The 25,719-nt window shown below is 68.1% G+C and carries 23 protein-coding genes and 1 tRNA gene; 5 read left to right on the forward strand and 19 right to left on the reverse strand.

Features of this window, described 5'->3' with window-relative positions; all coding sequences use genetic code 11:
- Nucleotides 1-28: 28 nt before the first annotated feature.
- Together V8201_RS16830 and V8201_RS16835 are read left to right on the forward strand one after the other, a co-directional pair.
- Entirely contained in the window at nt 29-232 is a 204-nt protein-coding gene (locus tag V8201_RS16830) for a hypervirulence associated TUDOR domain-containing protein (RefSeq protein ID WP_037533063.1), read from the forward strand.
- Between the two features lie 47 nt (nt 233-279).
- Nucleotides 280-540, forward strand: coding sequence for an SWIB/MDM2 domain-containing protein (locus tag V8201_RS16835; protein ID WP_037533059.1), 261 nt, complete (start codon nt 280-282; stop codon nt 538-540).
- Between the two features lie 82 nt (nt 541-622).
- Here the strand turns inward: V8201_RS16835 and V8201_RS16840 are convergent, their stop codons facing one another.
- From V8201_RS16840 to V8201_RS16865, 6 genes are all read right to left on the reverse strand, one after another.
- Nucleotides 623-796 carry a hypothetical protein gene (locus V8201_RS16840; RefSeq protein WP_336546003.1) on the reverse strand — a complete coding sequence of 58 codons (174 nt, stop codon included), beginning with the start codon at nt 794-796 and terminating at the stop codon, nt 623-625.
- Nucleotides 797-966: 170 nt separating this feature from the next.
- Nucleotides 967-1,043, reverse strand: a tRNA-Arg gene (locus V8201_RS16845).
- A gap of 44 nt (nt 1,044-1,087) precedes the next feature.
- Complete coding sequence (locus V8201_RS16850) at nt 1,088-1,516, reverse strand: DUF1178 family protein (protein ID WP_037533056.1); 429 nt, start codon at nt 1,514-1,516, stop codon at nt 1,088-1,090.
- Nucleotides 1,513-2,334 carry a carbon-nitrogen hydrolase family protein gene (locus tag V8201_RS16855; RefSeq protein ID WP_336546004.1) on the reverse strand — a complete coding sequence of 274 codons (822 nt, stop codon included), beginning with the start codon at nt 2,332-2,334 and terminating at the stop codon, nt 1,513-1,515. Before V8201_RS16855 ends, V8201_RS16850 begins: the two co-directional genes overlap by 4 nt.
- On the reverse strand, nt 2,331-2,588 hold the full coding sequence (gene grxC, locus V8201_RS16860; protein WP_336546005.1) for a glutaredoxin 3: 258 nt from the start codon (nt 2,586-2,588) through the stop codon (nt 2,331-2,333). Before grxC ends, V8201_RS16855 begins: the two co-directional genes overlap by 4 nt.
- Nucleotides 2,589-2,619: 31 nt before the next feature.
- A complete protein-coding gene (locus tag V8201_RS16865) occupies nt 2,620-3,384 on the reverse strand; it encodes a double zinc ribbon domain-containing protein (RefSeq protein WP_336546006.1) in 765 nt (254 codons plus the stop codon).
- Between the two features lie 42 nt (nt 3,385-3,426).
- On the opposite strand from V8201_RS16865, the gene V8201_RS16870 reads away from it, so the two are divergent.
- Complete coding sequence (locus tag V8201_RS16870; protein WP_336546007.1) at nt 3,427-4,272, forward strand: class I SAM-dependent methyltransferase; 846 nt, start codon at nt 3,427-3,429, stop codon at nt 4,270-4,272.
- Here V8201_RS16870 and uxuA read toward each other — a convergent pair.
- The 9 genes from uxuA to V8201_RS16915 form a co-directional block, all read right to left on the reverse strand.
- Nucleotides 4,269-5,444: a mannonate dehydratase gene (gene uxuA / locus V8201_RS16875; RefSeq protein WP_336546008.1), complete on the reverse strand. Its 1,176-nt coding sequence runs from the start codon at nt 5,442-5,444 to the stop codon at nt 4,269-4,271. The genes V8201_RS16870 and uxuA overlap by 4 nt on opposite strands.
- Nucleotides 5,445-5,537: 93 nt before the next feature.
- Entirely contained in the window at nt 5,538-6,332 is a 795-nt protein-coding gene (locus V8201_RS16880) for a FadR/GntR family transcriptional regulator (RefSeq protein ID WP_373276496.1), read from the reverse strand.
- Nucleotides 6,333-6,399: 67 nt separating this feature from the next.
- Complete coding sequence (locus V8201_RS16885; RefSeq protein WP_037533044.1) at nt 6,400-6,789, reverse strand: response regulator; 390 nt, start codon at nt 6,787-6,789, stop codon at nt 6,400-6,402.
- A gap of 55 nt (nt 6,790-6,844) precedes the next feature.
- Nucleotides 6,845-9,262 carry an ATP-binding response regulator gene (locus V8201_RS16890; RefSeq protein WP_336546009.1) on the reverse strand — a complete coding sequence of 806 codons (2,418 nt, stop codon included), beginning with the start codon at nt 9,260-9,262 and terminating at the stop codon, nt 6,845-6,847.
- 2 nt (nt 9,263-9,264) lie between these two features.
- Entirely contained in the window at nt 9,265-10,578 is a 1,314-nt protein-coding gene (locus V8201_RS16895; RefSeq protein WP_336546010.1) for an EAL domain-containing protein, read from the reverse strand.
- A gap of 450 nt (nt 10,579-11,028) precedes the next feature.
- Nucleotides 11,029-15,261 carry a translocation/assembly module TamB domain-containing protein gene (locus tag V8201_RS16900; RefSeq protein ID WP_336546011.1) on the reverse strand — a complete coding sequence of 1,411 codons (4,233 nt, stop codon included), beginning with the start codon at nt 15,259-15,261 and terminating at the stop codon, nt 11,029-11,031.
- Nucleotides 15,261-17,402: an autotransporter assembly complex protein TamA gene (locus V8201_RS16905; RefSeq protein WP_336546027.1), complete on the reverse strand. Its 2,142-nt coding sequence runs from the start codon at nt 17,400-17,402 to the stop codon at nt 15,261-15,263. The genes V8201_RS16900 and V8201_RS16905 overlap by 1 nt, the downstream gene beginning before the upstream one ends.
- 156 nt (nt 17,403-17,558) lie before the next feature.
- The gene (dapD, locus tag V8201_RS16910) at nt 17,559-18,386 is read right to left on the reverse strand and encodes a 2,3,4,5-tetrahydropyridine-2,6-dicarboxylate N-succinyltransferase (protein ID WP_271299160.1); all 828 of its coding nucleotides are present in this window, start codon (nt 18,384-18,386) and stop codon (nt 17,559-17,561) included.
- Nucleotides 18,383-19,048, reverse strand: a complete 666-nt coding sequence (locus V8201_RS16915; protein WP_336546012.1) for a pyrimidine 5'-nucleotidase — start codon at nt 19,046-19,048, stop codon at nt 18,383-18,385. The genes dapD and V8201_RS16915 overlap by 4 nt, the downstream gene beginning before the upstream one ends.
- A 121-nt stretch (nt 19,049-19,169) precedes the next feature.
- Between V8201_RS16915 and V8201_RS16920 the strand changes: the two genes are divergently transcribed.
- Complete coding sequence (locus V8201_RS16920; protein WP_336546013.1) at nt 19,170-21,491, forward strand: S8 family peptidase; 2,322 nt, start codon at nt 19,170-19,172, stop codon at nt 21,489-21,491.
- 36 nt (nt 21,492-21,527) lie between these two features.
- Complete coding sequence (locus tag V8201_RS16925; RefSeq protein ID WP_336546014.1) at nt 21,528-22,526, forward strand: LLM class flavin-dependent oxidoreductase; 999 nt, start codon at nt 21,528-21,530, stop codon at nt 22,524-22,526.
- On the opposite strand, the gene V8201_RS16930 is transcribed toward V8201_RS16925, so the two are convergent.
- The 4 genes from V8201_RS16930 to V8201_RS16945 form a co-directional block, all read right to left on the reverse strand.
- Entirely contained in the window at nt 22,486-23,157 is a 672-nt protein-coding gene (locus V8201_RS16930) for an HPP family protein (RefSeq protein ID WP_336546015.1), read from the reverse strand. The genes V8201_RS16925 and V8201_RS16930 overlap by 41 nt on opposite strands.
- 84 nt (nt 23,158-23,241) lie before the next feature.
- Nucleotides 23,242-24,561 carry a sensor histidine kinase gene (locus tag V8201_RS16935; protein ID WP_037533027.1) on the reverse strand — a complete coding sequence of 440 codons (1,320 nt, stop codon included), beginning with the start codon at nt 24,559-24,561 and terminating at the stop codon, nt 23,242-23,244.
- A gap of 90 nt (nt 24,562-24,651) precedes the next feature.
- A complete protein-coding gene (locus tag V8201_RS16940; RefSeq protein WP_037533025.1) occupies nt 24,652-25,317 on the reverse strand; it encodes a response regulator transcription factor in 666 nt (221 codons plus the stop codon).
- 12 nt (nt 25,318-25,329) lie between these two features.
- On the reverse strand, nt 25,330-25,605 hold the full coding sequence (locus tag V8201_RS16945) for a hypothetical protein (protein ID WP_333781829.1): 276 nt from the start codon (nt 25,603-25,605) through the stop codon (nt 25,330-25,332).
- Nucleotides 25,606-25,719: the final 114 nt, after the last annotated feature.

Consider the following 25,719-nt stretch of genomic DNA (forward strand, 5'->3'; position numbering starts at 1 on the left):
TTGCCGTCACCAGCGATGGAGAGAGACGATGACCGAACTGAAGAAGGGCGACGAAGTGACCTGGAAGAGCCATGGCGGCACCGCGCATGGCAAGGTCGAGAAGAAGCAGACCAGCGATACCGAGATCAAGGGCCACACCGTCCGCGCATCGAAGGACGACCCCCAATATATTGTAGAGAGTGACAACGGCGGAAAGGCAGCGCACAAGGCGGCCGCGCTGAAAAAAGCGTAACGTTCACCGCGCCCGGGCTGGACCGGGCGCGAGCAGGAAGGAATGCGATGGCTACGACTACCAAGACCGGCGGCATCCACGCGCCCGTACAGCCCTCCCCGGAGCTGAGCGCGATCGTCGGCAACGAGAAGCTGCCGCGCAGTCAGGTGATCAGCAAGGTGTGGGACTATATCAAGTCGAACAACCTGCAGAACCCTGAGAACAAGCGCGAGATTCTCGCCGACGACAAGTTGCAGAAGGTCTTCGGCCGCGACAAGTGCACGATGTTCGAGATGAACAAGTACATCTCGCAGCACGTCAAGGCCTGAGCTTTACGGTTCGTCAAGCGGGGGCATCGCGCCACAGGGCCGGCGATGCTCCCGCACTGACGGGAACCGCGAACCGTCTAGCCTAACGCCTGTCGGTCGCGACGAACGGCAAGGCGATCGCCGAGGCGATGATCATCACCACACCGACCAGGACGTAGAGCCAGAAGGCGAGCGGCTTGCCGCGCGAGCCGGCAACCGGCGCGGCTTGCGCCGGGTCGACCGCCACCGGCGTCGTCACAGAAATCGTCTGGCTCACCACGTTGATCCCGAAATATGATCCGTTCGATAACATAGCGTGGCTATGTTGCTGCTGTTTTACAAGGTCGGCAGCCTGCGCCGCCCGCTGCCGGGGGCACGATCATCAGGCACGGCGCTATGCCTTGCCCGGTGTAGTCAGGCAAGCCGGACCGCTTCAGGACAGCAGGATGGTGACCCCGGCGCGATTCGAACGCGCGACCTACAGATTAGGAATCTGGCGCTCTATCCGGCTGAGCTACGGGGCCACTGCGCGCCTTGATACCGGGCGGCGCGGGGCGGGTCCAGCGGGTCAGTTGGTCTTTTCGGGTGGCACGACCGGGCACAGCAAGGGCGCGACCGGGACGCCGTCGTCGACGAGCGCCTTCGCCTCGGCGAGGCTGGCCTGACCGTGAATCGGCCGCACCGTCTCGGCGCCATCGTGCATCGCGCGGGCGCGGCTCGCGAAATCGGTGCCGACCCAGGACGATCCCGCAAGCGCCTTGGCCTGTTCCGCAGCGATCGACTGAAGCGCGGCCTTGATCGCCTCCGGAGCGACATCGCGGCGCCGGTTGCCCTTGGCGGCGATGCTCGGCGCCATCAGCGCCTTGCCGATCGTGGTATCGCCGCACATCGGACAGACGAGCTGCCCGGCCGCGCGCTGATCGTCATAGGCGCTGGTCGAGGCGAACCAGGCCTCGAAGACATGGTCGCCGCTGCACCGCAGATCGAAGACGATCATGACCGCGTCACGGGCGGGATCGTCCGCGCATGGTCGAGCACCGGGATGCGCGCGCGGACGTCGGCGACACGGGCCGGATCGATCTCGGCGAGGCCAAGCCCCCGCGCCTCGCCCATGTCGAGCAGCACGTCGCCCCACGGATCGATGACCAGCGAATGGCCATAAGTGGTGCGGCCATCCTCATGCGCGCCGGCCTGCGCCGCGGCGATGACGTAGCAGCCGGTCTCGATCGCCCGGGCGCGCATCAGGGCATGCCAATGCGCGGCTCCGGTCGGGCGGGTGAACGCCGCCGGGATCGCGATCATCTGCGCGCCGGCCTGCGCCAGCGTCGCGAACAGCGCGGGAAAGCGCAGGTCGTAACAAATCGACAGGCCTAACGGCCCGATCGGCGTATCCACGACCACCGCATGATCGCCGGGCACGTAGGCCGCCGATTCCCGCCACGACTCGCCGTTCGGCAGGTCGACATCGAACAGATGCAGCTTGTCGTAGCGTGCCCGGATCGCTCCGCTTCCGTCGATGACGAAGCTGCGGTTGGCCAGCTTGCCGTCGTCACAGCGTACCGCGAGCGAGCCGATATGCACCCAGATACCGGCGCCCGCCGCCGCCTGTCGCGCCGTCGCAAGCACCGGATCATCGGCCTCGCCGCGGATCGACGCGGCGGCGCGCGCCCGGTCGCGATCGATCAGCCCGGCCATTTCGGGCAGGAAGAGCATGCCGGCGCCATTCGCCGCCGCGGCAGCGATCCCGTGGCGGATATCCGCGGCATTGACGGCGGGGTCGATCCCGCTCGTCATCTGCAGCAGCGCGATCTTCATGCCGCGAGCAGCGGATCCAGTCCTCCGCGCGCGTTGAGCGCGGCGAGATCGTCCGAGCCGCCGATATGCTTGCCGTCGATGAAAATCTGCGGCACCGTAGTACGGCCATGCGCGCGCTGGATCATCTCCTGCCGCTGCGGCCCATCCATCGAGATATCGTGTTCCTGCGGCGCCACGCCCTTGCTCGCCAGCAGCGCCTTGGCGCGCGTGCAATAGGGGCAGAAGGCTTTGGTGTAGATTTCGACATGTGCCATGCCAAGGAGGTGTGGGCTGATGCGCGGCTTGTCAATCGCCGCCCGATCCCACCACCCGCGCCCAGCAGACGATCGTCACCGCGCTCGCCCCCGCCGCCAGCAGCACCTGCGTACAGGCCGCGGCGGTAGCGCCGCTGGTATAGACGTCGTCGACCAACGCGATGCTGCGGCCGGCGATCCGCGTCGGGTCGGGGACCGCGAACGCGCCCGCCACCGCCGCGCGGCGCTGGCTGCGGCCGAGCGACCGGAGCGGCACGGTGGCGCGGCGGCGGCGCAGCGCGAAGGGATCATGCGGAATGGCGGTGCGGCGGTGGATCGCCGCGGCGATCAGCGCCGCCTGATTATAGCCGCGCTGCCACAGCCGCCAGCGGTGCAGCGGCACCGGCACGAGTAGATCGACGCCCGGCGGGACGATCGCCGCCATCCGCGCCGCCATCGTCGCGGCGATGCCGATCCGCCCGCCATATTTGAGCTTGAGCGCCAGCCGCCGCGCGATCGCGCCATAAACCACCGCGGCGCGGATGCCGGCGTGGCGCGGCGGATCGATGCGGCATCGCTTGCAGACCTCCGCTCCCCGCTCCTCCGGCAGCGGCCGGTTGCACGTCGCACACCAGGGCGGGGTCAGCCAGCGCAGCTCGCCCCAGCAGCCTCCACAGAAGAGATGATCCGCCGCGACCGGCGTGCCGCAGCCGGGGCATCGCGGCGGCAGCAACGCCGCCACGACCGTCGCGATGCCGGCGCTGATCATCCGCCATGCCAGCGCCCTGCCCGCCCGTCGCCCCCCGATCGACCGCATGCCTGCTTGTCGCGCACGCCGCTAACGGGCACAAGCCTGCGGGTGACCGCCGACATCTTCGATCGCTCCGCCCGCCGCCTGCGCCGCGACCGCGCCGCCGCGCATTATCCCGATCATGCCTTCCTGCGCGACGTGATGGTCGAAGGGTTGCTCGAACGGCTCGACGCGGTGAAGCGCGACTTCCGCGACGTGCTCGACATGGGCGCCCCCGATTGCAGCCTGACGATCCCCGGCGCTCGCATCGCGCGGATCGATCCCGGCTTCCGCTTCGCGCAGGCTGCCGGCGGCATCCAGGGCGAAGAGGATCATCTGCCCTTCGCCGACGCGAGTTTCGATGCGGTGCTGAGCGCCGGAGTGCTCGACCAGGTCAATGATCTTCCCGGCGCGCTGACGCTGATCCGCCGGGTGCTGCGCCCCGACGGCCTGTTCCTCGGCGCCTTCCTCGGCGGCGGCAGCCTGCCGGCGCTGCGGGCAGCCTTGCGCGTCGCCGAGGGCGAACGGCCGGCAGCGCGGCTGCATCCGCAGATCGACGTGCGATCGGCGGGCGATCTGCTGATGCGGGCCGGGCTGACCTTGCCCGTCGCCGATATCGAGACGTTCGATGTCCGCTATGCAAGCTTCGGGCGGCTGCTCGACGACCTGCGCGGCATGGCGGCGAGCAACATCCTCGCCGCACGCTCCGCCATGTCGCGCGAGACGCTCGCGCGCGCCGCCGCCGCCTTCGCCGCCGCGGCGGGCCCGGACGGACGGACCACCGAACGGTTCGCGATCGTCTTCGTCACCGGCTGGGCCCCCGATCCGTCGCAGCCCAAGCCGGCGCGACGCGGCAGCGGCACCTCGTCGCTCGCCGCAGCGCTGCGGGTCCCGACCAGCCCGCCCGACGCCTAGACGGCGCCCACCGCTCCCCGGGCGGCGAGCAGCCCGGCTTCGAGGCCGCGCAACTCGGCGAGCCCGCGCAGCCGCCCGATCAGCGAATAGCCCGGATTGGTCTGACGATAGAGGTCGTCGGCCATCTGATGGCCGTGGTCGGGCCGCATCGGCAGCGATCGTCCGCTCCGCTGCTGAAGATCGAGCACCGCCGCCATGATCGCCGGCATGTCGGCGTCGCCCTGCAGATGCTCCGCCTCGTGGAACGCGCCGTCCGGCTCGCGCTGCACCGAGCGCAGATGCAGGAAACCGATCCGCTCGCCCAACCGATCGACGATGCCGGGCAGATCATTGTCCGCGCGCACGCCGAGCGAACCGCTGCAGAAGCACAGGCCGTTGGCCGGTGACGGCACCGCCGCGAACAGTGCCGCGAGATCCGCTTCGGTGCTGACGACGCGCGGCAGCCCGAAGATCGGGAACGGCGGATCGTCGGGATGGACGACGAGATGGACCCCTTCCGCTTCGGCGACCGGGCAGACGGCGGCGAGGAAGGCGTGGTGATGCGCGCGCAGCCGGTCGGCGTCGATCGAGGCATAGCTGCCGATGTGGCGCAGGAAGTCGGCGGAGGTGAAGCTTTCCTCGCTGCCCGGCAGACCGGCGATGATCGTCCGTTCGAGGCGGGTCCGCCCGGCTTCGTCGAGGCTGTCGAAACGGCGCGCCGCCGCGTCGACCACGTCGGCGGCATAGTCCTGCGCCGCGCCGGGCCGGCGCAGGATGTGGATGTCATAGGCGGCGAGCGCGACCGGCTCGAAGCGCAGCGCACGGGCGCCGTCGGGCAATTCCCAGCCGAGGTCGGTCCGCGTCCAGTCCAGCAGCGGCATGAAGTTATAAGTGACGACGTGAATCCCCTGCGCGGCGAGCCGGCGCAGGCTGACGATATAGGCTTCGATCAGCTGGTCCCAGTCCGCCGACCGTGTCTTGATGCCCTCGGCCACCGGAAGGCTTTCGACCACTGTCCAGTCGAGCCCGGCATCTTCGATCATCGCCTTGCGCGTGGCGATCGCCGCCTCCGGCCAGGCCTCGCCATTGGGGATGTCATGCAGGGCGGTGACCACGCCGGTCGCGCCCGCCTGACGGATCGCGGCGAGCGGCACCGGATCGTTCGGGCCAAACCACCGCATGGTCTGGGTCATTGTCATCTGTGCCTCGCCCCATCTGTTATCGGACCGGGCGTAGCAGCGCAATGATTGGTCTGACAACCTTTTAAAGGTGGTAAGCCACGTGTCTTACGCCGCCGGCGCGACGCCGAAGCGCTGACGCGTCGTCGCCAGCGAGCGCCGGACCTCTTCGACCGCCAGTTCCTCGGTGCGGAACAGCAGGTGATCCATGACGGCCGACAGATGGGCCCGCATCGCCGCCCGCGCCGCATTGGCGTCGCGCGCGCGCAGGGCGTCGATGATCGTGATATGCTCCTCGACGACCGGCCGCACCTTGGCGTTCCGCGCCTTCGCATGGAGCAGGGCGCATTCCGGCGAGGTCGATCGCAGATGCCAGAGATCCTCGATCGTCCGCAACACGCCGGCATTGCGTGTTGCGCCGGCGATGGTGAGGTGGAAATCGCGGTCGGCCTCCTCGGTCACCTCGGGAAGCAGATTCTCCGTCTTCATCGCGGCGACGAGCGCATCGAGCCGGTCGATCTGCTCATCGGTGATGTGCAAAGCAGCGAGCGCCGCGGCCTCACCCTCGAACAGGAGACGCGCTTCGGTCAATTCGAAGGCGGTGATCGCGAAGCCCGGCTCCTCGCCCTGCCCCGGCAAGCGGCAGACATAGGCACCCGACCCGACCCGGACCTCGATGAACCCCTGTACCTCCAGCGCGATCAATGCCTCACGGACTGCGGGCCGGCTCGCGCCATAGGTGATCGCGAGCTCGCGCTCGGCAGGAAGGCGATCGCCGACCAGATAGGCGCCCGATGCGATCTGATCGAACAGCTTGCGGGCCAGCCGCTGATAGAGGCGGTCGCTGGCGGCGTCCGCTAAGGGTTCGTCCTTTGCCGGCCGGCGGATCATCGTCTTGGACATCGGACTTACCAATCAGTAGGGCAGAGGAATCCTTCTACACCGACAAATACGGCGATTGGAAGTGCGCTCAATTCAGAACCGCGCCGTCGGCGTCGCGCGCCATGATTCGGCCCATCGCCTCGAACAGGGCGTCCATCGCCACCGGCTTGAACAATACGTCGTCGGCACCCGCAGCCAGGCAGCGTTCGCGCAGATCGAGCGCCGTATCGGCGGTGATGACGATGATCGGCACGCTCGCCTTGGCGTCCTGTCGGGCGCGGATATGATGGATTGCGGTGATGCCATCCATGCCCGGCATCCGCAGATCGATCAGCAGCATATCAAACGACTGGGACTCGATCGCCGCGAGGCCGACCTCGGCATTCTCGGCCTCCATCATCGTCACGCCGGCGACATCGAGCATGTCCCGAACCACGCGGCGGTTCATACGGTCATCCTCGATGAACAGAACGTTCATCGCGGCGGCCGCAGGGTCGATGGATTTTGCAAGAACATGTCTTTGTGTCTACGCCTCAAGCCGCCCGTGACACAAGCGGCTCATTGGTCGGCGCATAGACGAAATCGACTAATGCCGCACCCGTTATCGGCTTGACGATGCTGCGGAAAGCGCCGTTCGTTTCGCAAACGATATGATTTGTTTCACTATGCGCGGGCCATAGCAGAACCATGTCCGATGCATTGGCTACGGCGGCGATCCGCCCCAATGCCTCGCTCAGCGCATCGCCCTCTCCGAGCGCCGCCACGTCGATCAGCAGATGATCGAAACGCGTCGTCGTCAGGCCCGCCAGCGCTTCGTCTAGGGTCGCGACCGACGTGATGTCCGTGGCATGCGCAGCCATCAAGGTGCGCAGCATGCTTCGTGTGATCGGGTTGCGATCGAGGATCAGCAAACCCGCGGCGGTCGCAGCATCCTCGCTTATCGCGGGCGCAACGCCGAGGGTCAGCGGCAGGTCGACGATGAAGCGCGAGCCTTCGCCGATCGTGCTGGTGACGGTGACGTCGCCGCCCATCGCCCGTGCCAAATTGCGGCAGATCGAAAGCCCGAGCCCGGTGCCGCCGAAGCGCCGTGTCGTGCTGGTATCGGCCTGACGGAAGGATTCGAAGATCGTCTCGCAGGTATCGGCGCTGATCCCGATGCCGGTGTCGGCGACGGTGATGCACAGGCGCGCGTCGTCGCTCGCGGCGGCGCGCAGGGTGACGCTGCCGGTCGAGGTGAATTTGAGCGCGTTCGACATCAAATTGAACACGATCTGCCGCAGCCGCGCCGCATCGCCGACGATCATGCCGGGGCAGTCGTCGATCTCGCGATGGAAGGCGATCCCCTTGGCCGCCGCCTGATCCTGCCACATGCACGTCGACTCCGCGAGCATCGCGCGCAGGTCGAACGGCGCCTCCTCGACGGTGAGGTGGCCCGTCTCCATCTTGGCGACGTCGAGGATATCGTCGACCAGCGCGCGCATGGTCACGCCGGCGCTGTGAACGACGCCGAGCCGGTCGCGCGTGCTGCCGACGACCTTCGTATCGGCCAGCATCACCTGCGTCATGCCGAGGATGCCGTTGAGCGGCGTACGGATTTCGTGGCTCGTCGTGGCGAGGAACTCGGTCTTGGCGGCGAGCGCCTTGCCGAGCGCGGCATTGGTGACGGCGAGGTCGTCGTTGGCGGCGCGCACCTCGTTGCGACTCCGGCGCAGCGCGAGAATGCCGAGGCCGAGCAACAGGATGGCGACCAGCGTCGACGCCACCACGCCGATGAAGACATTGCGCTGGGTCCGCGCGCGCGCCTGCTCGAAGGCGACGTTGCGGCGTGCCTCGTCACGTTGCAGGCTGGCGATCTTTAGCTCCTGATTGGCGAAATCGAACCGCGCCGCCATCAGCGCCGCACTGGTCGAGCGTGCCACCGCGGTCGACTCGTCATCGAGACGTTTCAGCGCGACAAGGTGACGCAACGCCAGATCGGATTGCCCCGCGGCATGGTAGACGACATACGCGGTCCGGTGCGCCTCGCGGTCGACTAAAGTCGTGTGATCGAGCGCTTCGCCGTCAAAACGTTCGGTGATCAGTTCAACGGCCCGCGATAAATCGCCACGTTGATAGGCAGCCTGCGCGGCAAGGCCGATCAGGGTCTTGCGGAAACCGGCCGCCTCGCCCCGCGTCGAGAGCGTCAGCCCCTGATCGATCGCGCGCTGTGCGCCCGCAACGTCTTTGCCCATCAATCTCGTTTCGGCGATGTTGCCCAAGATGAGGACGCGTAGCAGCGGGCTGTTCATTCGTTCGGTAAGAGCAAGACCGCTGCGAAACTGCTGCACCGCTTCCTTGTACCGCCCCATCTTTTTCAGGGTGATGCCACGATTGTTGTACAGTGCCAACGCCAGCATAGGGTCGGCGCGATAGATTGAAATTGCCTGATCAAAATATCGCAGTGCACTTACTTGGTCATTGGCCTCAACGTAGAGGGACCCGATGGATTGCAGAGCCTTGGCTTGACTACGGGGATTCCCCAAGCGCTGGAAGATCTTATACGCATGCTGGTAATCGACTAACGCGTGCGAAACGTCAGCGCGGACCGTAGCCAACCACCCGCGCGCAAGCAACGCATCGCCTTGGAGGGTCGATCCGGCAGCCAGTCGCGATGAAACGGCGACAGCATGGTCGATCAATGGCTCCGCCGCGGCATTCTCGTTCAAGCGTAGAAGAGCCTCACCACGGAGCCACTCGGCAGTCGCTTGTCGCACCACTCGCTGCGGCGAAGCCGGTTCACGACGGGCGAGCCGCTCGGCAACCAGCGCGCGTTCCACCGTGACATGCGGATCGCTGAGCATCGCCGTCTTGGCATCGGCAATGAGCGTGTCGAAAGCGTCAGCCAATGCCGCCGTAGGCGTCAAGACGAGCAAGCCGACCGCAAGCCATGACCAGCAGAACCACCGACGCATGGTCAGACGACGCGACGCGTCGCAGCGAACCCCCCGAAGCCGGCGAGCGGATCGGGCGCGGGCGCACGATGCCGCCCCTCGTCGAGATATTGGATCAGGGACTCGAGCACGACCGGTCGGCTGATCAGGAAGCCCTGCACCATGTCGCACCCCATCACCGTCAGCAGCGCAAGCGCCGCATGCGTCTCCACTCCCTCCGCGACTACTTCCATCTCGAGCGCATGAGCGAGATCGATCGTCGACCGCACGATCAACGGATCGCGGTTCGAGCTGGTCAGCTGCGTAACGAACAATTTGTCGATCTTGAGTTCGCGCGCCGGCAATTGCTTCAGATAGGCTAGGGACGACAGGCCGGCACCATAATCGTCGATCGCTATCGTAATGCCGAAATCAGCAAAGATCTGCAGATTGGCGATCGCGCTGGCGGGATCACGGATCACCGACGTTTCGGTGATCTCGAACCCGAGCTTGGCATCGCTGCCGCCGACCAGATCGCAGGCGGCCCGGACGAAGGCGCTGTCGGCGAGCAGCTGCCCGGCGATATTGATGAACAGGCGAAGGTCGTGACCGCGGGCGGCGAGATCGCGCTGATCCTCGATCGCGCGGCGGATCGTCCACAGCGTCATCCGGTCGATCAGCATACATTCTTCGGCGACCGAGATGAAGTCGTTCGGCATGACCAGCCCGCGCTCGGGGTGGTTCCAGCGCACCAAGGCCTCGGCGCTGCGGATTTCCTGATGCCGGACGTGGATCTTGGGCTGATAGTGGAGGACGAGCTCGCCGCGATCGATCGCGAGGTCGAGCTCGCGCGCGACGCGCAGCACATCGCGGGTCGCGCGGGGCGCCACCGCGTGCGTCACGGTGCGGGTCGCCATTCGCGCCTCGGCGAGCGCATTTTCCGCTTCCTCGACCAGCGCAACCTCGTCGAGTGCGGTCGCCGGTGCCGCGGCGGCACCGAACGTCAGGCGGACCTCGACATGCTGATCGTCGATCGTGACGGGACGTTCGAACGCGTGCTCGATCGCGCCGACGTAGCGATCGATGGCGCTGCGGTCCGCGTCGCGGAAACCGCTGGCGATCTGCGTGCGGCTGAGGATGGCGACGCTGGCACCCGGAATCACCCGCGCGACTCGGTCGGCGACGAGACCGGCGAGCAGTTCGGCGCGCGCGCAGCCGAGACGACGGCGCAGCTCGGCGAAATTGGCGATCTCGGCGATGAGCTGAAACCGATAGGCGGGCTTGGCGGCGCGGCGTGCCTCTTTGATCGCACGAGAGGCCAGCGTTTCCACGGTTTCCGAGCGGTGCGCGACGGTCATGCACCCTGGGGTACGGGCCAGGATTGAAGATAAGATTAATCGCGCATGAGCCATCCAACCCCTTGCGAGCCGGATTGTTTAATTCTTAACAATCCGTTAAGATCGACCCGCATCCTGGAGATGCCACGATAAGGGAGATTAGCATGTCGGTAGTTATCGCTCTCGTTCTTGCGACGGCCTCGGTTTTCATCAAGCCCTGGTAATCAGGTCCTCGGTCCGGTCCGTATCGGCACCTACAGCCTCACGCTGGTGCCGGTCCGGGCCGGATCGTATTGCGGGGATCGCGTCCTCCCAGCCCGTTGCAAGTGACCGGGCGAACGGACTGCTCCAGCGCCGTCATGATCCGCGCCGATGCCGAGGGCATCGCCGTGCTGCCGATCCGGCGCTTCCATCGATTTCACCTTTCACCTGACCGGAACCGCGCCGCCCATCGGGGCAGCGCGGCTGTGTTCAATAGTCCTTGGAGTATTTGAGGCGGGCGTCCGAGCCACCCGCCGACCCGGTCGAGGTCAGCAGGCTCAGCGCCTTGGTCAGCGCGATCTCGAGCTGGGTCGCGGTATAGCCGCGTGCGTCGGTGACGATCTCGACATAGATGTTGTCGGTCAGGTACTTGCCCGCGGCGAGGCTGGTGCCGCGCCCGCTCGCCTCGTCGGCGCCCAGCACGCGCAGGCGATCGAAACCGGTCGCCGAGCGCAGTTTGCCGAGCGGATTGAGCCCGCCGCCCGAGCCACGCAGCGAGTTGAGCGCGCTCGCCAGCTGGATCGCCTCGGTCGCCGACAGATTCTCGGGGTTGGTGCCGAACAGCAGGCGGCTGAGCACCTCGTCCTGCGGCAGCGCCGGCGTCGAGGTGAAGGCGATCTGCGGACGCTGGCCGGTGCCGGTGATCGCGATCACGGCGGTGATGCCATTGACCGTGGTCGACGCCTGGATGTTGATGTCCGGGTCGGTCAGCTGACCACCACGGAAGCGGATCGTGCCGCGCGTTACGTCGAACCGCTTGCCGGCGAACGAATAGGTGCCGCGCACCAGATCGAGGCCGCCGGTGATCTGCGGCGCGACCGAGGTTCCGCCGATCTTGAGGTTCATCTCCCATTCCGACTCGAGGCCCATGCCAGAGACGAACAGCTGGTTTTTGGCGCGTACCGTCAGGTCGAGACGGATCGTGCTGACCGGGGCCGGCTCGGGCCGATCGGTCGGGCGCGGCGTGACGATCTGGCTTTTGCGGCGGATGCCGGTGAGTTCCGGGACCTCCGCCGAACCCTGACGGATGATCTCGTAGCGCGCCTCGGGCACGATCAAATTGCCCTGCAGCAGCCCGCCGTCCCGACCATAAGTGAAATGCAGGTCGCCGGTGGTGGTGGCGGCAAGGGCATCGCTCTTGGCAAGCTGCGCATTGGCGAGCCGGGCGCGCAGGTCGATCGGGAAGCCGCTGTCCGCGGCGAGGCCGACGCTGCCCTGCGCCTGCACCGTGCCGTCACCGGCACGCGCACTGAGGCTGGTGAGATCGAGTCGGTCGTTGGTGAAGCGCGCCGCAATCTTCATCTGCGACAGGCGCGTGCCGTACGTCTCATTGTCATAGGTCAGATTGTCGGCGCGGATCAGCCCGTTGAGCTGCGGGGCGGAAACCCGGCCCGAGAAATCGGCGGCTACCGCAATCGGTCCGCTGAGCTGCTGGTTGGGCAAGGCAGCGAGGCTGAACAGCACGCCGGACGGACCGTTGTAGCGGATACCGCCCGACAGCGGCGCCTGCATCAGCCGCGTCATCCACGATCCCGATCCCGGCGGCAGCGGCCGCAGCGTCGCGAGCAGGCGGCCGACCGGGGTCGCACCCCGTTTGATCAGCGCCCGCGCCTCGCCGCCATCCGGGACGAGCCGCCCGACGAACTGGACGTCGACGGGCTCCGACACCGCGGCGAGCCCGGTGCGCTGGAAATTGGCAATGGTGATCCGGGCATCGGCCTGGGGAATGGCATTGCCCTGCTGGCGATAGTCGAGGCTGCCGGTCACAGCGCCTGACAGGCCGAGGTTGGGCATGAACGCCGACAGCATCGACAGGTTGAGCCGGTCGAGTCGCGCCTGTGCCGCGGTGACGCCGCCGCCGAACGATCCGGCGACCCGCGTCGAGCCGGCGGTCGGTCCCTGACCGAAGTCGATCCGCGTCGCGGCGAGACGGTAGCTGCCCCCGGCCTTGGTGATATGCGCCGGATTGACGGTGCGGAACGGGATGTTGTTCGCCTGCCCCTGGGCGGCGATCAGATAGTCGTCCGGCGCCAGTCGCGCGTTGACCGCGACGCGCAGCGGCACGCCGCTCGATCCGGTCAGCAGCGCCTGCGCGGTGCCGCGACCGCCGACATAGTTCACCTTGGCCCGCATCGCCTCGATGACAAAGGCATTGTAGCGGGTGTCGCCGATCTGGACATCGGCGACCACCTGCGGCGCCTTGGGCGTCATCACCACGCTGGCGTTGACGATGGCGCGGCCGATGGTGAAGTCCGCATAACCCGGGATCGTCGCGTTGGAGGCACGCGCGGCGACATCGGCGCGCTGATAGCCGCCCTGATCCGCGAGGCGGACGTTGCCGGTGATGCCGCGGCCGCCGAATTGCAGCGCGCCGGCGAACGGCCCGGCTGGCGTGGCGGCGATCCGGCCCCGTCCGGTGATGCCGGCGAAGACGAGGCGGTTGACGTCGACGGTCAGGCGCGGGCTCGGCCGGACCAGCACGTCGGCGGTGAACGGGCCGTAATTGGTGCCGCCGCTCGCCGTGACGGCATAGGCGCCACCGCGTCCGACGATACGCGCGTCGAGATTGACGAGACCGACGCCGACGCCGGGTTTCGCCGCGCGCAGCACGACGACGGGCGCATCGGCGCTGCCGGTGACCCGCGCGGTCACCGGCCCATATTGCGTCGAATAGGCATCCGCCGACACCGCGACCGCGCCGCTGGCAGGATCGAACCGTCCCTCGCCGCGGGTGATGCGGAATTGCGGCGCGTTCATCCGCAGGTTGCGGAAGGTGACGATGCCCTCGGGGCTGTAGCCGATGTCGCTGCGCACCACCGCATTGCCGCCGAGGAAGTCGCGTACGCCGCTGTTGAACAATTGCTTGGTCTGCGCGACGACGCGTCCGGTGATGCCGAAGCCGCCGCGGGCGCCGGGGACGAGCTTGGCGTCGGTCGACAGGTCGATGATGCCGATGCTCTCGAGCCGGTAATTGTTGACCCGCCCCTTGAGCGCACCGGTGTAGCGGCCGGTCGCGGTATTGGCGACGACGATCGCGGTCGCATCGATGTTGTCCGAGCGGATGCGCAGATTGTCCGACAGGATGGTCGGCATCGCGATCGCGAAATCACCCTGGATGCGGACGTTGTTGGCGAGGCCGCCGACCGCGGCGTTGAGACCGGTGATGCGCCGCGCACGGGCCTTGACCGGCACGAGGATCCGGTCGCTGTTCACCCGCGCCAGCCCTTCGGCATAGACGTTCTCGACCATCGTCGTGCCGAAGCCGAGCGCCGCAGCGCTGATCTTATAGTCGACCGTCGGGGTCGCGAAGGCGCCGTCGAGCACGACGCGCGCCATCACGTCGCGACCGCGCACGTTGGGGGCGATCGCACCGGGGGTGAGCAGTCGCGCATCGACCGCGAAATTGCCGAACTTGCTCGCGGCAAGATCGAGCAGCCCGCCCGCGTCGACCGCAAGCGCGTCCGACTTGAGCTTGATCCGCGTATCCGCCTTGCGATCGTTGAGCGTCGTGTCGATCGCGAGATCGAGCCGCGGTGCGGTCAGGCGCTCGACCGGCCCTTCGAGATACAGGCCGGGCGTCGCGAAGCCGCGCAGCGCGATATGGCCGCTGCGGGCATCGATCGCGACATTGGCGAGCTGGCCACCGCCGAGCGTCGCGAGGGCGCGGCCCTGCCACGCCTGCCAGCTGCCGCGACCGTCGACCGAGGCGGTCAGCGGCGCCTTGAGCGAGGCCATCGACGCGACCACCCCGCCGACCGGCGCGTCGAGCTTCAGATTGACGTCGAGCTTGTTCTGCGCCGGCACCGCGTCGAGCCGCAGGCGGAGGCGATCGCCGCCGGCCACCCCTGCCCCGCGCAGCGCTGCCGCGTCGGTGACGAGCTGCGCGCGGCGGTCGGCGATATGGACGGCGCCGTCGATGCGGACGATATGCGTCTGCCCGGTGACCGGCTTGGCGATGACCAGCCGGCCGACGTGCAGCCGATTGACGTCGATATCGAGATCGGGGAGCAGCGGCGCGTTCGGATCGCTCGGCGTCTGCTTCAATTCGGGCTTGCGCGCCAGCGTCACCAGATCGGTCGACAGGCTGCGCACATCGACATGGTTGCTGGCGAAGGCGAACGGCCGCCAGTCGACGCTCAGCCGCGGACTGGTCAGGAACACGCCCTTGGGATCGGCGACGCGGACGTCGGACAGGATCATCTGGCCGTAGAGCGACCCGTCGATCCGCCCGACCTTGATGTTGAGGCCCGACGCCGTCGTATAGCCGCCGATCCGGTTGGCGACGAAACGACGACCGGGATCGGTGTTGATGCCGAGGACGACGACGCCCACCAGCACGACGATCGCGAGGATCGCGAACAGCACCCATTTGAGGATACGCTGCCAGAGCGGGCGCCGCGTCACGACCGCGGCAGTTTCGACGTCATGTTCGGGCTGCGCCATCAGAATGCCTGCCCGATCGAGATGTAGAGAGCGACCTTGCCGTCACCCGGCCGCGGATTGAGCGGCGTCGCCACGTCGATCCGCATCGGCCCGAAATTGGTGTAGAACCGGCCGCCGATGCCGGCGCCGAACCGCAGGTCGGACGCGCTCGGCAGGCTCGATTCATAGCTGTTGCCGGCGTCGAGGAACGGCACGATGCCGAAATTGCCGAACCGGTAGCGCGCCTCGAGCGCGAACTCGTTGAGGCTGCGCCCGCCGACCGGATTGCCTTGCGGATCGAGCGGCCCGAGCCGCTGATAGCCATAGCCGCGCACCGAGCCACCGCCGCCGCCATAATAGCGGCGCGACGGCGCGAGGTCGTCGCGCTCGATGCCCTGGATCGACCCCGCCTTGGCGCGCCCGGCGATCACCAGCTTGGCCGAGACGGGATAATAGAAGGTGCCCTCGACCATCGTTCGCACATAGGGGCTGATGCCGCCGTTGACCGACGTCTCCGGGCTGACATTGAGCCGCAGCCGATAGCCGCGGGTCGGATTGAGCAGGCTGTCCGACGTGTCCCACTCGACCTGGCCGGGAAGCGCGACGATGCCGTAGGTGCGGCGCACGGTGTCGCCGCGGGCGAAGTCGTAGACGCTCTCGTTGGTGCCGACGAGCTCACCGCCGTAATAATAGGTGAAGCGCTTCTGCCAGATCGGCGTCGACACCCGGCTCCAGCGCGCCGACAGCGTGCCGGTGAAGGCATCGAAGGCGTCGTAGCTCTGGTGGACCGCACTGGCGATCGCGGTGAAGGTCTTGTCGCGCTGCCCGGCGTTGGAGCGGCGGAAGGTCCCCGACAGCCCCTGCTCCTGCGTGCCGGCGACGACGGTGCCGATCAGCGCGCCTTCGGGCGGGAACAGGTTGCGATGCGTCCAGCTGCCTTCGGCCTTGAACCCCTGCCCGGTCGAATAGCCGGCACTGCCGGCGAGGCTGCGCGGCGGGCCTTCGGTCTGGCGGACGAGCAGGTCGACCGCCTCGGTGCCATCGGCATCGACGCGGCCGGTGCGCTGCGGTTCGACCGCGACGCTGCGGAACAGGCCGGTCGCGACCAGCGCGTCGCGCAGATCGTCGGTCTTGCGGCTGTCGTAGATGTCGCCGCTCTTGAAGCGCGGGAAGACGTTGAGATGTTCGACGCCGAACACCGGATCGCCGGTGGTGACGAGCTGGCCGAAGCGGGCGCGCGGCCCCGTATCGACCGGCAGCGTATAGGCGCCGGTCGCCTGTCCGGACACGTCGTCGAGCAGGATGTCGCGTTCGCCGACCTTGACGAAGGGATAGCCCTGCTGCGGCAGGACGAGACTGACATTCGCCTCCGCCCCCTGGATTCGCGCCGCCTCGATCGGGTCGCCGACGCGCAGCGGCAGATTGTGCGTGACGAGATCAGGCGGCACGACCGGCTGCGCATCGACCTTGATCGACGACAGATGATACAGGCGGCCGGGCGTGCCGGTAACGGTGGCGATCAGCTTGCCGGGCGTCTTGGCGTCGGCACCCGGCTGCGTCTCGATCACCGAGACGGCGGTCGCGTCATAATAGCCGAGCGACTTCATCAGCCGCACCGCCAGCGCCTCATCCTCGCGCGCCCGCGCCGCGACCTGGGTGGCGTTGACGGCCTTGCCCTTGCCCTGCTTCAGCGCGGACAGGCTGTTGAACTGGCTGGCGAGATTGAGCGACTCCAGGCCCTTGAGCGCGGTCTCGTACCGGATCTCCGGCGCGTCCTTGTCCTTGACGTCGGCGGCGGTCTGGAGCGGCGTGGTGTCGAAGCTGCTGAGCGGAACCAGCGGCTGCGCCAGTTCGGGGCTTTCGGCTGCGGCGGGCGGCAGCGTGCCGTCGGGCTGAACAGGTGCCGTATTGACGGTCGCGGGGGCGTTCGGCTGGGCGCTGATCGGTTCGAGCGGTGCGTTGATGTCGCCGCTGATCGGCGGCAGGCTGGCGTTGAATTCGCTGTCCGGGACGATCGGCGCGTCGCCCTGCTGCACGGCCGGGTCCGTTTTGGGGGCGTCGGGACCGCGCGCCGGGGCGCGGCCCTGCTGCTGGTCGAGCTGGGCGGCTGCGGGGGTGGTCGCAAGCAACGCCACCGCCAGCCAATAATGTCGTCCGGTCAAACCTCGCACGCGTTCCCGTCCCCTTTGAGAGAGCGTTCGCGTTCGAAATCACCCCCAAGCCCGTTCATAACGGCACAAGCCCCGTTTTAGTTGCACCGCAGCGTCCGCCTTGCCGCACGGCCGCCATGAAAATCACTGATCTACATGGTTTATCGCTCAGTCGCGGAGCAGATCGTTGATGCTGGTCTTGCTGCGCGTCTGGGCGTCGACACGCTTGACGATGACCGCGCAATACAGGCCCGGCTTGCCGTCGCTGCCGCCGGTCGTGCCGGGGACGACCACCGCATAGGGGGGCACTTCGCCCTTGAAGGTCTCGCCGGTGGCGCGATCGATGATCTTGGTCGACGCGCCGAGATAGACGCCCATCGACAGCACCGCGCCCTCGCCGACGCGCACCCCCTCGGCAACCTCGGAGCGGGCGCCGATGAAGGCGCCGTCGCCGATGATGACCGGATCCGCCTGCAGGGGTTCGAGCACCCCGCCGATGCCGGCGCCGCCGGACAGATGGACGTTGCGGCCGATCTGCGCACAACTGCCGACCGTCGCCCAGGTGTCGACCATCGTCCCCTCGCCGACATGGGCGCCGATGTTGACGAAGCTCGGCATCAGGATCGCGCCCGGTGCGACATAGGCGCCGCGACGGACGACGCTGCCCGGCACCGCGCGGAAGCCGGCGGCGCGGAATTCGGCCTCGCTCCAGCCGCTGAACTTGGACGGCACCTTGTCGAACCAGTGGCCGGCACCCGGACCATTGTCGATCAGCGCATTGTCGTTGAGGCGGAAGCTGAGTAGCACCGCCTTCTTGAGCCACTGGTTGACGCGCCAGCCGCCGGCGCCGTCGGGCTCGGCGACGCGCGCCTCACCCGCGTCGAGCAGCGCCAGCGCGCGATCGACCGCGAGCCGCACCTCGCCGGTGGTGGTGAAGCCGAGCGCGGCGCGATCCTCCCACGCCTGATCGATGACGGTGCTGAGATCCTGGCTCATGATGCCTCCATGATATGGGTCAGCCACGATGCGAGATCGTGGACGGTGAAGTCGATGAAATCGCGTGCGGCGTCCGGCCCCTGCTCGGAGCCGTTGTCGATCCACACGGTGGTCATGCCGATCGCCTTGGCCGGCGCGAGGTTGCGCGCCATGTCCTCGACGAAGACGGCGCGGGTCGGCTCGATCGCGAGGCGCGCGCACAGATTGGCATAGGCGGTCGGGTGCGGCTTGGGCACGAGGTCCATCGCATGGATGTCGTGGATCGCCTCGAAATGCGTGCCGAGGCCAAGGCGGTCGAGCACGCGCAGCGCATAGGGCTTGTCGCCGTTGGTGAAGACCAGCTTGCGCCCCGGCAGCGCCGCGATCGCCGCGGCGAGCGGCGCGTCCGCTTCGAGCACGTCCATCTCGATATCGTGCACTTCGGCAAGGAAGGCATGCGGATCGACCCGATGCTCCGCCATCAGGCCGGTCAGCGTCGTGCCGTGCCGGTGGAAATAGTCCTTCTGCAACACGCGCGCCTCGTCCCACGGCAGGTCGAGCAGCCGCGCGATGTAATCGGTCATGCGATGATCGATCTGCGCGAACAGATTGGCGCGTGCCGGGTACAGCGTGTTGTCGAGATCGAAGATCCAGGTGTCGATGGAGGCGAGCCGCGGGTGCATGCCGGCGCGTCTAGGCGGCGATCGCCGCATGTACAAGCAAGCGGCGGTTTGCACCGCCGCGCGTCTTCGGTAAGGATTTCGAAGGGCGAGCGACTTAGGGGGGCGCCGCCAGGGGGTGGGTGTGCGTATCAGGATCGGAACACGGGTCGGGGCAGCATTGGTCTGGCCGCTGTTCGTCGCAGGCTGCGGCGGGGGCGGTGGCGGCGGGATCAATTCGACGCCGACGCCGCCCGCCGCGCAGGTGCCGACGCCCGTCGTCACGCCCGCGCCCGCCCCGGCGCCCACGCCGACCCCGGCCCCGACCCCGACCCCGACCGCGACCGATTACGACACCGGCGAATATCGGGCGACGGTCGGCGCGGTGTCGATGAATGCGCTCGCCGCCTACAACAAGGGCGCGACCGGCGCGGGCGTCAACATCGCGATCATCGACAGCGGCATCGATCTGACCAGCCAGGAATTCGGCGGCCGGGTCAGCACCGCGTCGCAGGACGTCGCCGGCAACAGCTCGATCGCCGACGAGGGCGGTCACGGCACCGCGGTCGCCTTCACCGCCGCCGGACGCCGCAACGCCGCCGGATCGCAGGGCGTCGCCTTCGATGCGACACTGACCGTCCTGCGCGCCGACCGGCCGGGATCGTGCGCTGCCTCGACCGATGCCAGCACCGATACGTGCAAATTCGGCACCGATGCGATCACCAAGGGCGTCGATGCGGCGCGACTGGCGGGGGCGCGGGTGATCAACCTGTCGCTCGGCGGCGCGACGATGCCGCAGGGACTGATCGACGCGATCGGCCGCGCCACCGCACGCGGCATCATCGTCGTCATCGCCGCCGGCAATGACGGCGCCGACAATCCCGATGCCTTTACCTCGGTCGCCGGCGACGCGGCGGCACGAAACCTGGTGATCGTCGCCGGTTCGGTCGGCGCCACCGACGCCATCTCGACCTTCAGCGACAAGGCGGGGACCGGCGCCGCCCATTACCTCGCCGCGGTCGGCGAGCGGGTGCGCGCGCCCAACCAGAGCGGCACCGCCTATCTCTGGTCGGGCACCTCCTTCGCCGCGCCGCAGATTTCGGGCGCGATCGCCCTGCTGGCGCAGGCCTTTCCCAATCTCACCGGCGCGCAGATCGTCGACCTGCTGTTCCGCACCGCGCGCGACGTCGGCGCGAGCGGCGTCGACGCGATCTACGGCAACGGCGTGCTCGACCTCACCCGCGCCTTTCAGCCGGTGGGCACCGCCAGCGTCGCCGGATCACATATCGCGGTGTCGCTGAGCAGCAACGCGACGCTGTCCGCGCCGATGGGGGACGCCGCGGTCGGGCAATTGGGCGCGGTGGTGCTCGACAGCTATGCGCGCGCCTTCGCGATCGACCTCGCCGGCACGATCAACCGCGCCGGACCGACGCCGGTGCTGGTCGGCGCGTTGCAGAACCGCCAGCGCAACATCGCGCTGGCGGCGGGCGACACGATTGTCTCGCTGACGCTCGCGCCGCGCGCCAACGGCGACGTCGCGCTCGAGCGCAGCCGGCTCAGCACCGGTCAGGCGATGACCGCGCAGGCGATCGCCGGCGCGGTGACGCAGCGGCTCGGCGCCGGCACCAGCTTCGGCTTCGCCTTCTCGCAAGGCAGCGGCAGCCTGACCGCGCAGATGACCGGACAGGCACAGCCCGCCTTTCTCGTCGCCGGCCAGAGCGGCCTCGGCTTCGACAGCGTCGCGCGCTCGGCGGGCGCGTTGCGTCAGGAGCTCGGCGGCATCGGCGTCACCGCGACGATCGAGAGCGGCGACATTCTGGCGCGGCGCGACGCGATGCTCGCCGGCCTCAACACCTATCGGCGTGCGCCTTACGACCGGGTGACGCTGACCGCCGATCATCGCTGGGGCGGGCTGGCGACGACGCTGGCGGTCAGCTCCCTCAACGAGACCGCGTCGCTGCTCGGCGCGCGCTTCGACGGCGGGCTCGGCGCGGCGCGGGCGCGCACCCTGTTGGTCGATGCCGATGCGCGCTGGAGCATCGGCGCGGGCTGGACCCTCGGCGGGTCGTGGCGCCGCGGCTGGAGCGCCGCCCAGCTCAGCGGCGGCATGGCGGGCAGCGGCCGGCTGCTCACCGAAGCGTTCGCCGCGGATGTTGGCAAGGACGGCCTGTTCGGCCGCGACAGCCTCGGCCTGCGCCTCGCACAGCCGCTGCGCGTCGCGCGCGGCGGGCTCGATTACCGCTTGCCGACCAACTGGGACTATACGACGCTCACCGTCACCGACTGGACGACGCAACGGCTCAACCTCGCCCCCCAGGGTCGCGAGATCGATGTCGAGGCGCGCTATCGCATCCTGCTCGGCGACGGCGATCTGCAGACCAATGTTTTCTGGCGACGCGATCCCGGCAATTACGCGGCCTTGCCCGCGGACGTCGGCGGAGCGGTCCGCTATACGGTCGGCTTCTGATTGCAGGCGCGGCGGGGCGTTCCCATCTTGCCTCGCATGACACGCTTCTCCCTGCTCGATCTGGTGCCCGTCGTCGAAGGCGGCACCGTGGCGCAATCGCTGGCCAATGCTGCCGACCTCGCCCGCCATGCCGAGACGCTCGGCTTCCAGCGTTACTGGGTCGCCGAGCATCACGGCATGCGCGGCATCGCCAGCGCCGCGACCGCCGTGGTGATCGCGCATATCGCCGCTGCGACCAGCCGCATCCGCGTCGGCGCCGGTGGCATCATGCTCCCCAACCATGCGCCGCTGGTGATCGCCGAGCAGTTCGGCACGCTCGACGCGCTGTTTCCGGGGCGGATCGATCTCGGCCTCGGCCGCGCGCCGGGATCGGATCAGCGCGTCGCCCGCGCCATGCGGCGGACGCTGGAAACCGACCCCAACGCCTTCCCGCAGGACGTGATGGAGCTGCAAAGCTATTTCGCCGACGACGGCCGCACCGGCATCGCCGCGACGCCGGGTGCGGGCGCCAATGTGCCGCTGTGGATCCTGGGGTCGAGCACCTTCGGCGCGCAGCTCGCCGCGGCGCTCGGCCTGCCCTATGCCTTTGCGTCGCATTTCGCGCCGGACGCGCTCGACGCCGCGCTGGCGATCTATCGCCGCGACTTCCGGCCGTCGGCGCAGCTCGACAGGCCTTATGCGATGGCAGGGTTCAACGTCTTCGCCGCCGAGACGGATGCGGAGGCGGAACTGCTGGCAAGCTCGCAGCAGCAGTCGTTCGTCGCGCTGCGCACGGGCAATCCCCGCCAGCTGCCGCCGCCGGTCGAGGGCTATCGTGCCGGCCTGGGGGTGCAGGGCGCGTCGATCCTCGACCATGTGCTGCAATGTTCGGCGGTCGGCTCACCCGCCACCGTCGCCCGCCAGACCGCCGCCTTCATCGAGCGGACCGGGGTGGACGAGGTGATGGTCGCGAGCGCGATCTACGATCACGACGCCCGCAAGCGCAGCCTGGCGATCACCGCCGAGGTGATGAGCGGACTGACCGTTCCCGCCTGATCGCGGCGTGACGCGCGGCGGCGGCGAGCAGCGAGTCGAGGTCGGCGCGGGCGATGTCGAAGCTGTCGTGCATATCGGCAAGTGCCGCGTCGACGTCTTCGGGCGCGAAGACCGAAGGCGGCGCCGGCACGGGGCGATGCGGATAGGCGTGCCCCGCCACCCGATGAAAGAGGATGCCGCTGCCGACCAGCAGTGCCGAATCGAGCGCGACCGGCAGGAAGGGATAGAGCCAGCCGAGCGGGGTATGCGCCGCGGCGAGCGCGACGCCGAGCGCGACCGCGCCGCCCGGTGGGTGGAGGCAGCGCGCCAGCGACATGACGATGATCGCGAGTCCGACCGCGACCGCCGCCGCCGCGACCGGATCGCCGATCAGCCGCACGACGATCAGTCCGCAGATCGCCGACAGCATATTGCCGCCGATCACCGGCCAGGGCTGTGCGAGCGGGCTCGCCGGCACCGCGAAGACGAGCACGGTGCTCGCGCCGATCGGCGCGACGAGCAACGGCGCGGCGCTATGACCGAGCAATGCTGCGATGAGGCCGGTCAGCGCCACGCCGATGATCGCGGCGACGCCGGCGACCAGCCGGTCACCGAGCGCCGCACCGGCGAGAATGGGGCGAAAGATCCGCATCGCCGCCGGCGCTAGCGGGTGCGCCCGCCCCCCGGCAAGGCCCGAGTGACAAGCCTCTGCCCGCGCGACATTATCAGCCGCGACTCAATTCGCCGCGGGCAGCCGTAGTCGCACCAGCAGACCGCCGAGATCCTCGCTTTCCTCAAGACTGACGGTGCCGCCGTAGATTTCCGCAACGTCGCGCACGATCGCGAGGCCGAGGCCGGTGCCCGGCTTGCCGGTATCGAGACGCACGCCGCGGTCGAAGATGCGGACGCGGTCCTCCTCCGGAATGCCGAGTCCGTCATCCTCGATCAGCAGCTCGACGAAGCCCGCATCGGCACCGACCGTGACGAAGACGCTGCCGCCGCCGTATTTGGCCGCATTCTCGATGAGGTTGCCGAGCATCTCGTCGAGGTCCTGCCGCTCGACATGGACCTGCAGGTCGCGCGGCCCGGTCACGTCGATACGGATGTGGCGGTAGAGCCGCGCGACCGCCCGTTCGACCGATTCGAGGCTGGGCCAGACCTCGGCGCGACTGTGCGCCGAGCCGCGGCGGCCGACCGCGCGGGCGCGGGCGAGATGGTGATCGACCTGCCGCCGCATCGTCCGCGCCTCGCGGATCACCGTGTCGGCGAGATCGTCGGCCTGCGCGGTGGCGGCGTTCATGATGACGGTGAGCGGCGTCTTGAGCGCATGGGCGAGATTGCCGGCATGGCGCCGCGCCTCCTCCGCCTGCCGTTCGTTATGTTCGATCAGCGCGTTGAGCTCCTCGACCATCGGCGCGACCTCGTCGGGCATCGGCACCGTGATGCGGTTCGATTGCCCGGCCCGCATCCGTGCAATCTCGTCCCGGACGCGGCGGAGCGGCCACAGGCCGTAGAAGGTCTGCAACCAGACCAGCACGACCAGACCGAGGCCGAGAAGGGCAAAGCTGCGGATGAGGGTGCGACGGAGGATGGTGATCTGCGCGTCGAGGTCCCGTCGCGTCTGCGCCACCTGAAAGCGCCAGTGGATTTTCGATCCCGGGATTTGCGCGTCGCGCTCGGCGATCCGCAGCCGCTCGTCCGGAAACTGATCGCTATCGTAGAAATGGATGTTGCGATCATTGTGCCTGTCGCCGAAATCGAGGCGACGATCCCAGAGCGACCGCGACGGAAAGGCCTCGGTAACCGGCCGACCGGGTGCCGAAATCTGCCAATAGAGACCCGAATTGGGTTCGAGGAACAGCGGGTCGCCCGTCGCATCGCGACTGAGAATCACCTCGCCCTCCGGCCCGATCTCCGCCGACACGAGCAGCGATCGGATGACGTTCTGCATCTGCGCGTCGAAATTGTCGGTCACCGCATTGGTCAGCACGCGGTCAAGCGCGAAGCCGCCACCGAACAGCAGCAGCCCGATCCACGCCGCCGCGATCAGGATCATCCGTCGCGACAGCGATCCCGTCGTTCTGGCCCGCTCACGTGGCACGACTTCGGCGAGGGGCGGCGTGTCCATGCGCGCGACTCCCGCCGATCAGGCGTCCGGATCTTCGAGGCTGTAGCCGAGCCCGCGGATGGTGGTGATGACGTCCTGGCCGAGCTTCTTGCGGATGCGCGTGACGAACACCTCGATCGTGTTGGAGTCGCGGTCGAAATCCTGATCGTAGATATGTTCGATCAGCTCGGTGCGGCTGACCACCTTGCCCTTGTGATGGAGCAGATAGCTGAGCAGCTTATATTCCTGCGCGGTCAGCTTGACCGGCTCGCCTGCCTTGGTCACCTTGCCCGAGCGGGTATCGAGCCGCACGTCGCCGGCGGTCAGCTCGGACGAGGCATTGCCCGAGGCGCGGCGGATCAGCGCCCGCAGGCGGGCGATCAATTCCTCGGTCTGGAACGGCTTGGCGACGTAATCGTCGGCGCCCGCGTCGAGCCCGGCGACCTTGTCCGACCAGCTGTCGCGCGCGGTGAGGACGAGCACGGGCATCGTCTTGCCCTCCTTGCGCCAGCGGTCGAGCACGGTCAGCCCGTCGATCTCGGGCAGGCCGAGGTCGAGCACGATCGCATCGTAATTCTCGGTCGAGCCGAGGAAATGCCCCTCCTCGCCGTCGGTCGCGAGGTCGATCGCATAGCCGGCGCCCTCCAGCGTGTTCTTGAGTTGCTGGCCGAGGTTCGGCTCGTCCTCGACGATCAGAACGCGCATGCAGATCCCCTCTTAATTACCGGTGCGGCCGATGATCTGGCCGGAACGGCCATCGACGTCGACCCAGACGATGACGCCATCGCGCATGAACTTGAGCGTGTAAACCGCAGTGCTGAAATCGAGATCGAAGCCGAGATATTCATAGCCCTTCATCGTCGGGATGACGCGCGCCTCGATGGCGCGCGGCGACAGCACTTCCCCCTTGCGGCGCGCATCATAGGCGCGCGCCTGATCGCTGCGCCGTTGGTCGGGCGCCTGGGCAAGCACCGGAGAGAGCGCGGCGGCCATCGCTAGCAACATCGGAACGACCATCTTCATGACGACTGGCATAGGCGGAAGGCATTGAACAGCCTGTGAATGGAGCGGGTGGAAAGCGTCCGCGCGACAACGGGTTCCCGGCTG

Source organism: Sphingomonas kyungheensis, from assembly GCF_037120395.1.
GTDB classification, from domain to species: Bacteria; Pseudomonadota; Alphaproteobacteria; order Sphingomonadales; family Sphingomonadaceae; genus Sphingomonas; species Sphingomonas kyungheensis.

Excerpts from the sequence above, each read along its gene's own strand:
- V8201_RS16935 (WP_037533027.1), bottom strand. The coding sequence starts at position 24,561 with ATGATCCTGATCGCGGCGGCGTGGATCGGGCTGCTGCTGTTCGGTGGC.
- V8201_RS16850 (WP_037533056.1), bottom strand. The coding sequence starts at position 1,516 with ATGATCGTCTTCGATCTGCGGTGCAGCGGCGACCATGTCTTCGAGGCC.
- V8201_RS16830 (WP_037533063.1), top strand. The coding sequence starts at position 29 with ATGACCGAACTGAAGAAGGGCGACGAAGTGACCTGGAAGAGCCATGGC.
- V8201_RS16895 (WP_336546010.1), bottom strand. The coding sequence starts at position 10,578 with ATGACCGTCGCGCACCGCTCGGAAACCGTGGAAACGCTGGCCTCTCGT.
- V8201_RS16915 (WP_336546012.1), bottom strand. The coding sequence starts at position 19,048 with ATGCACCCGCGGCTCGCCTCCATCGACACCTGGATCTTCGATCTCGAC.
- V8201_RS16880 (WP_373276496.1), bottom strand. The coding sequence starts at position 6,332 with ATGTCCAAGACGATGATCCGCCGGCCGGCAAAGGACGAACCCTTAGCG.
- V8201_RS16885 (WP_037533044.1), bottom strand. The coding sequence starts at position 6,789 with ATGAACGTTCTGTTCATCGAGGATGACCGTATGAACCGCCGCGTGGTT.
- V8201_RS16930 (WP_336546015.1), bottom strand. The coding sequence starts at position 23,157 with ATGCGGATCTTTCGCCCCATTCTCGCCGGTGCGGCGCTCGGTGACCGG.
- V8201_RS16945 (WP_333781829.1), bottom strand. The coding sequence starts at position 25,605 with ATGGCCGCCGCGCTCTCTCCGGTGCTTGCCCAGGCGCCCGACCAACGG.
- V8201_RS16855 (WP_336546004.1), bottom strand. The coding sequence starts at position 2,334 with ATGAAGATCGCGCTGCTGCAGATGACGAGCGGGATCGACCCCGCCGTC.
- V8201_RS16940 (WP_037533025.1), bottom strand. The coding sequence starts at position 25,317 with ATGCGCGTTCTGATCGTCGAGGACGAGCCGAACCTCGGCCAGCAACTC.
- uxuA (WP_336546008.1), bottom strand. The coding sequence starts at position 5,444 with ATGACCCAGACCATGCGGTGGTTTGGCCCGAACGATCCGGTGCCGCTC.
- V8201_RS16890 (WP_336546009.1), bottom strand. The coding sequence starts at position 9,262 with ATGCGTCGGTGGTTCTGCTGGTCATGGCTTGCGGTCGGCTTGCTCGTC.
- V8201_RS16925 (WP_336546014.1), top strand. The coding sequence starts at position 21,528 with ATGACACGCTTCTCCCTGCTCGATCTGGTGCCCGTCGTCGAAGGCGGC.
- V8201_RS16835 (WP_037533059.1), top strand. The coding sequence starts at position 280 with ATGGCTACGACTACCAAGACCGGCGGCATCCACGCGCCCGTACAGCCC.
- V8201_RS16865 (WP_336546006.1), bottom strand. The coding sequence starts at position 3,384 with ATGCGGTCGATCGGGGGGCGACGGGCGGGCAGGGCGCTGGCATGGCGG.
- dapD (WP_271299160.1), bottom strand. The coding sequence starts at position 18,386 with ATGAGCCAGGATCTCAGCACCGTCATCGATCAGGCGTGGGAGGATCGC.
- grxC (WP_336546005.1), bottom strand. The coding sequence starts at position 2,588 with ATGGCACATGTCGAAATCTACACCAAAGCCTTCTGCCCCTATTGCACG.
- V8201_RS16900 (WP_336546011.1), bottom strand. The coding sequence starts at position 15,261 with ATGGCGCAGCCCGAACATGACGTCGAAACTGCCGCGGTCGTGACGCGG.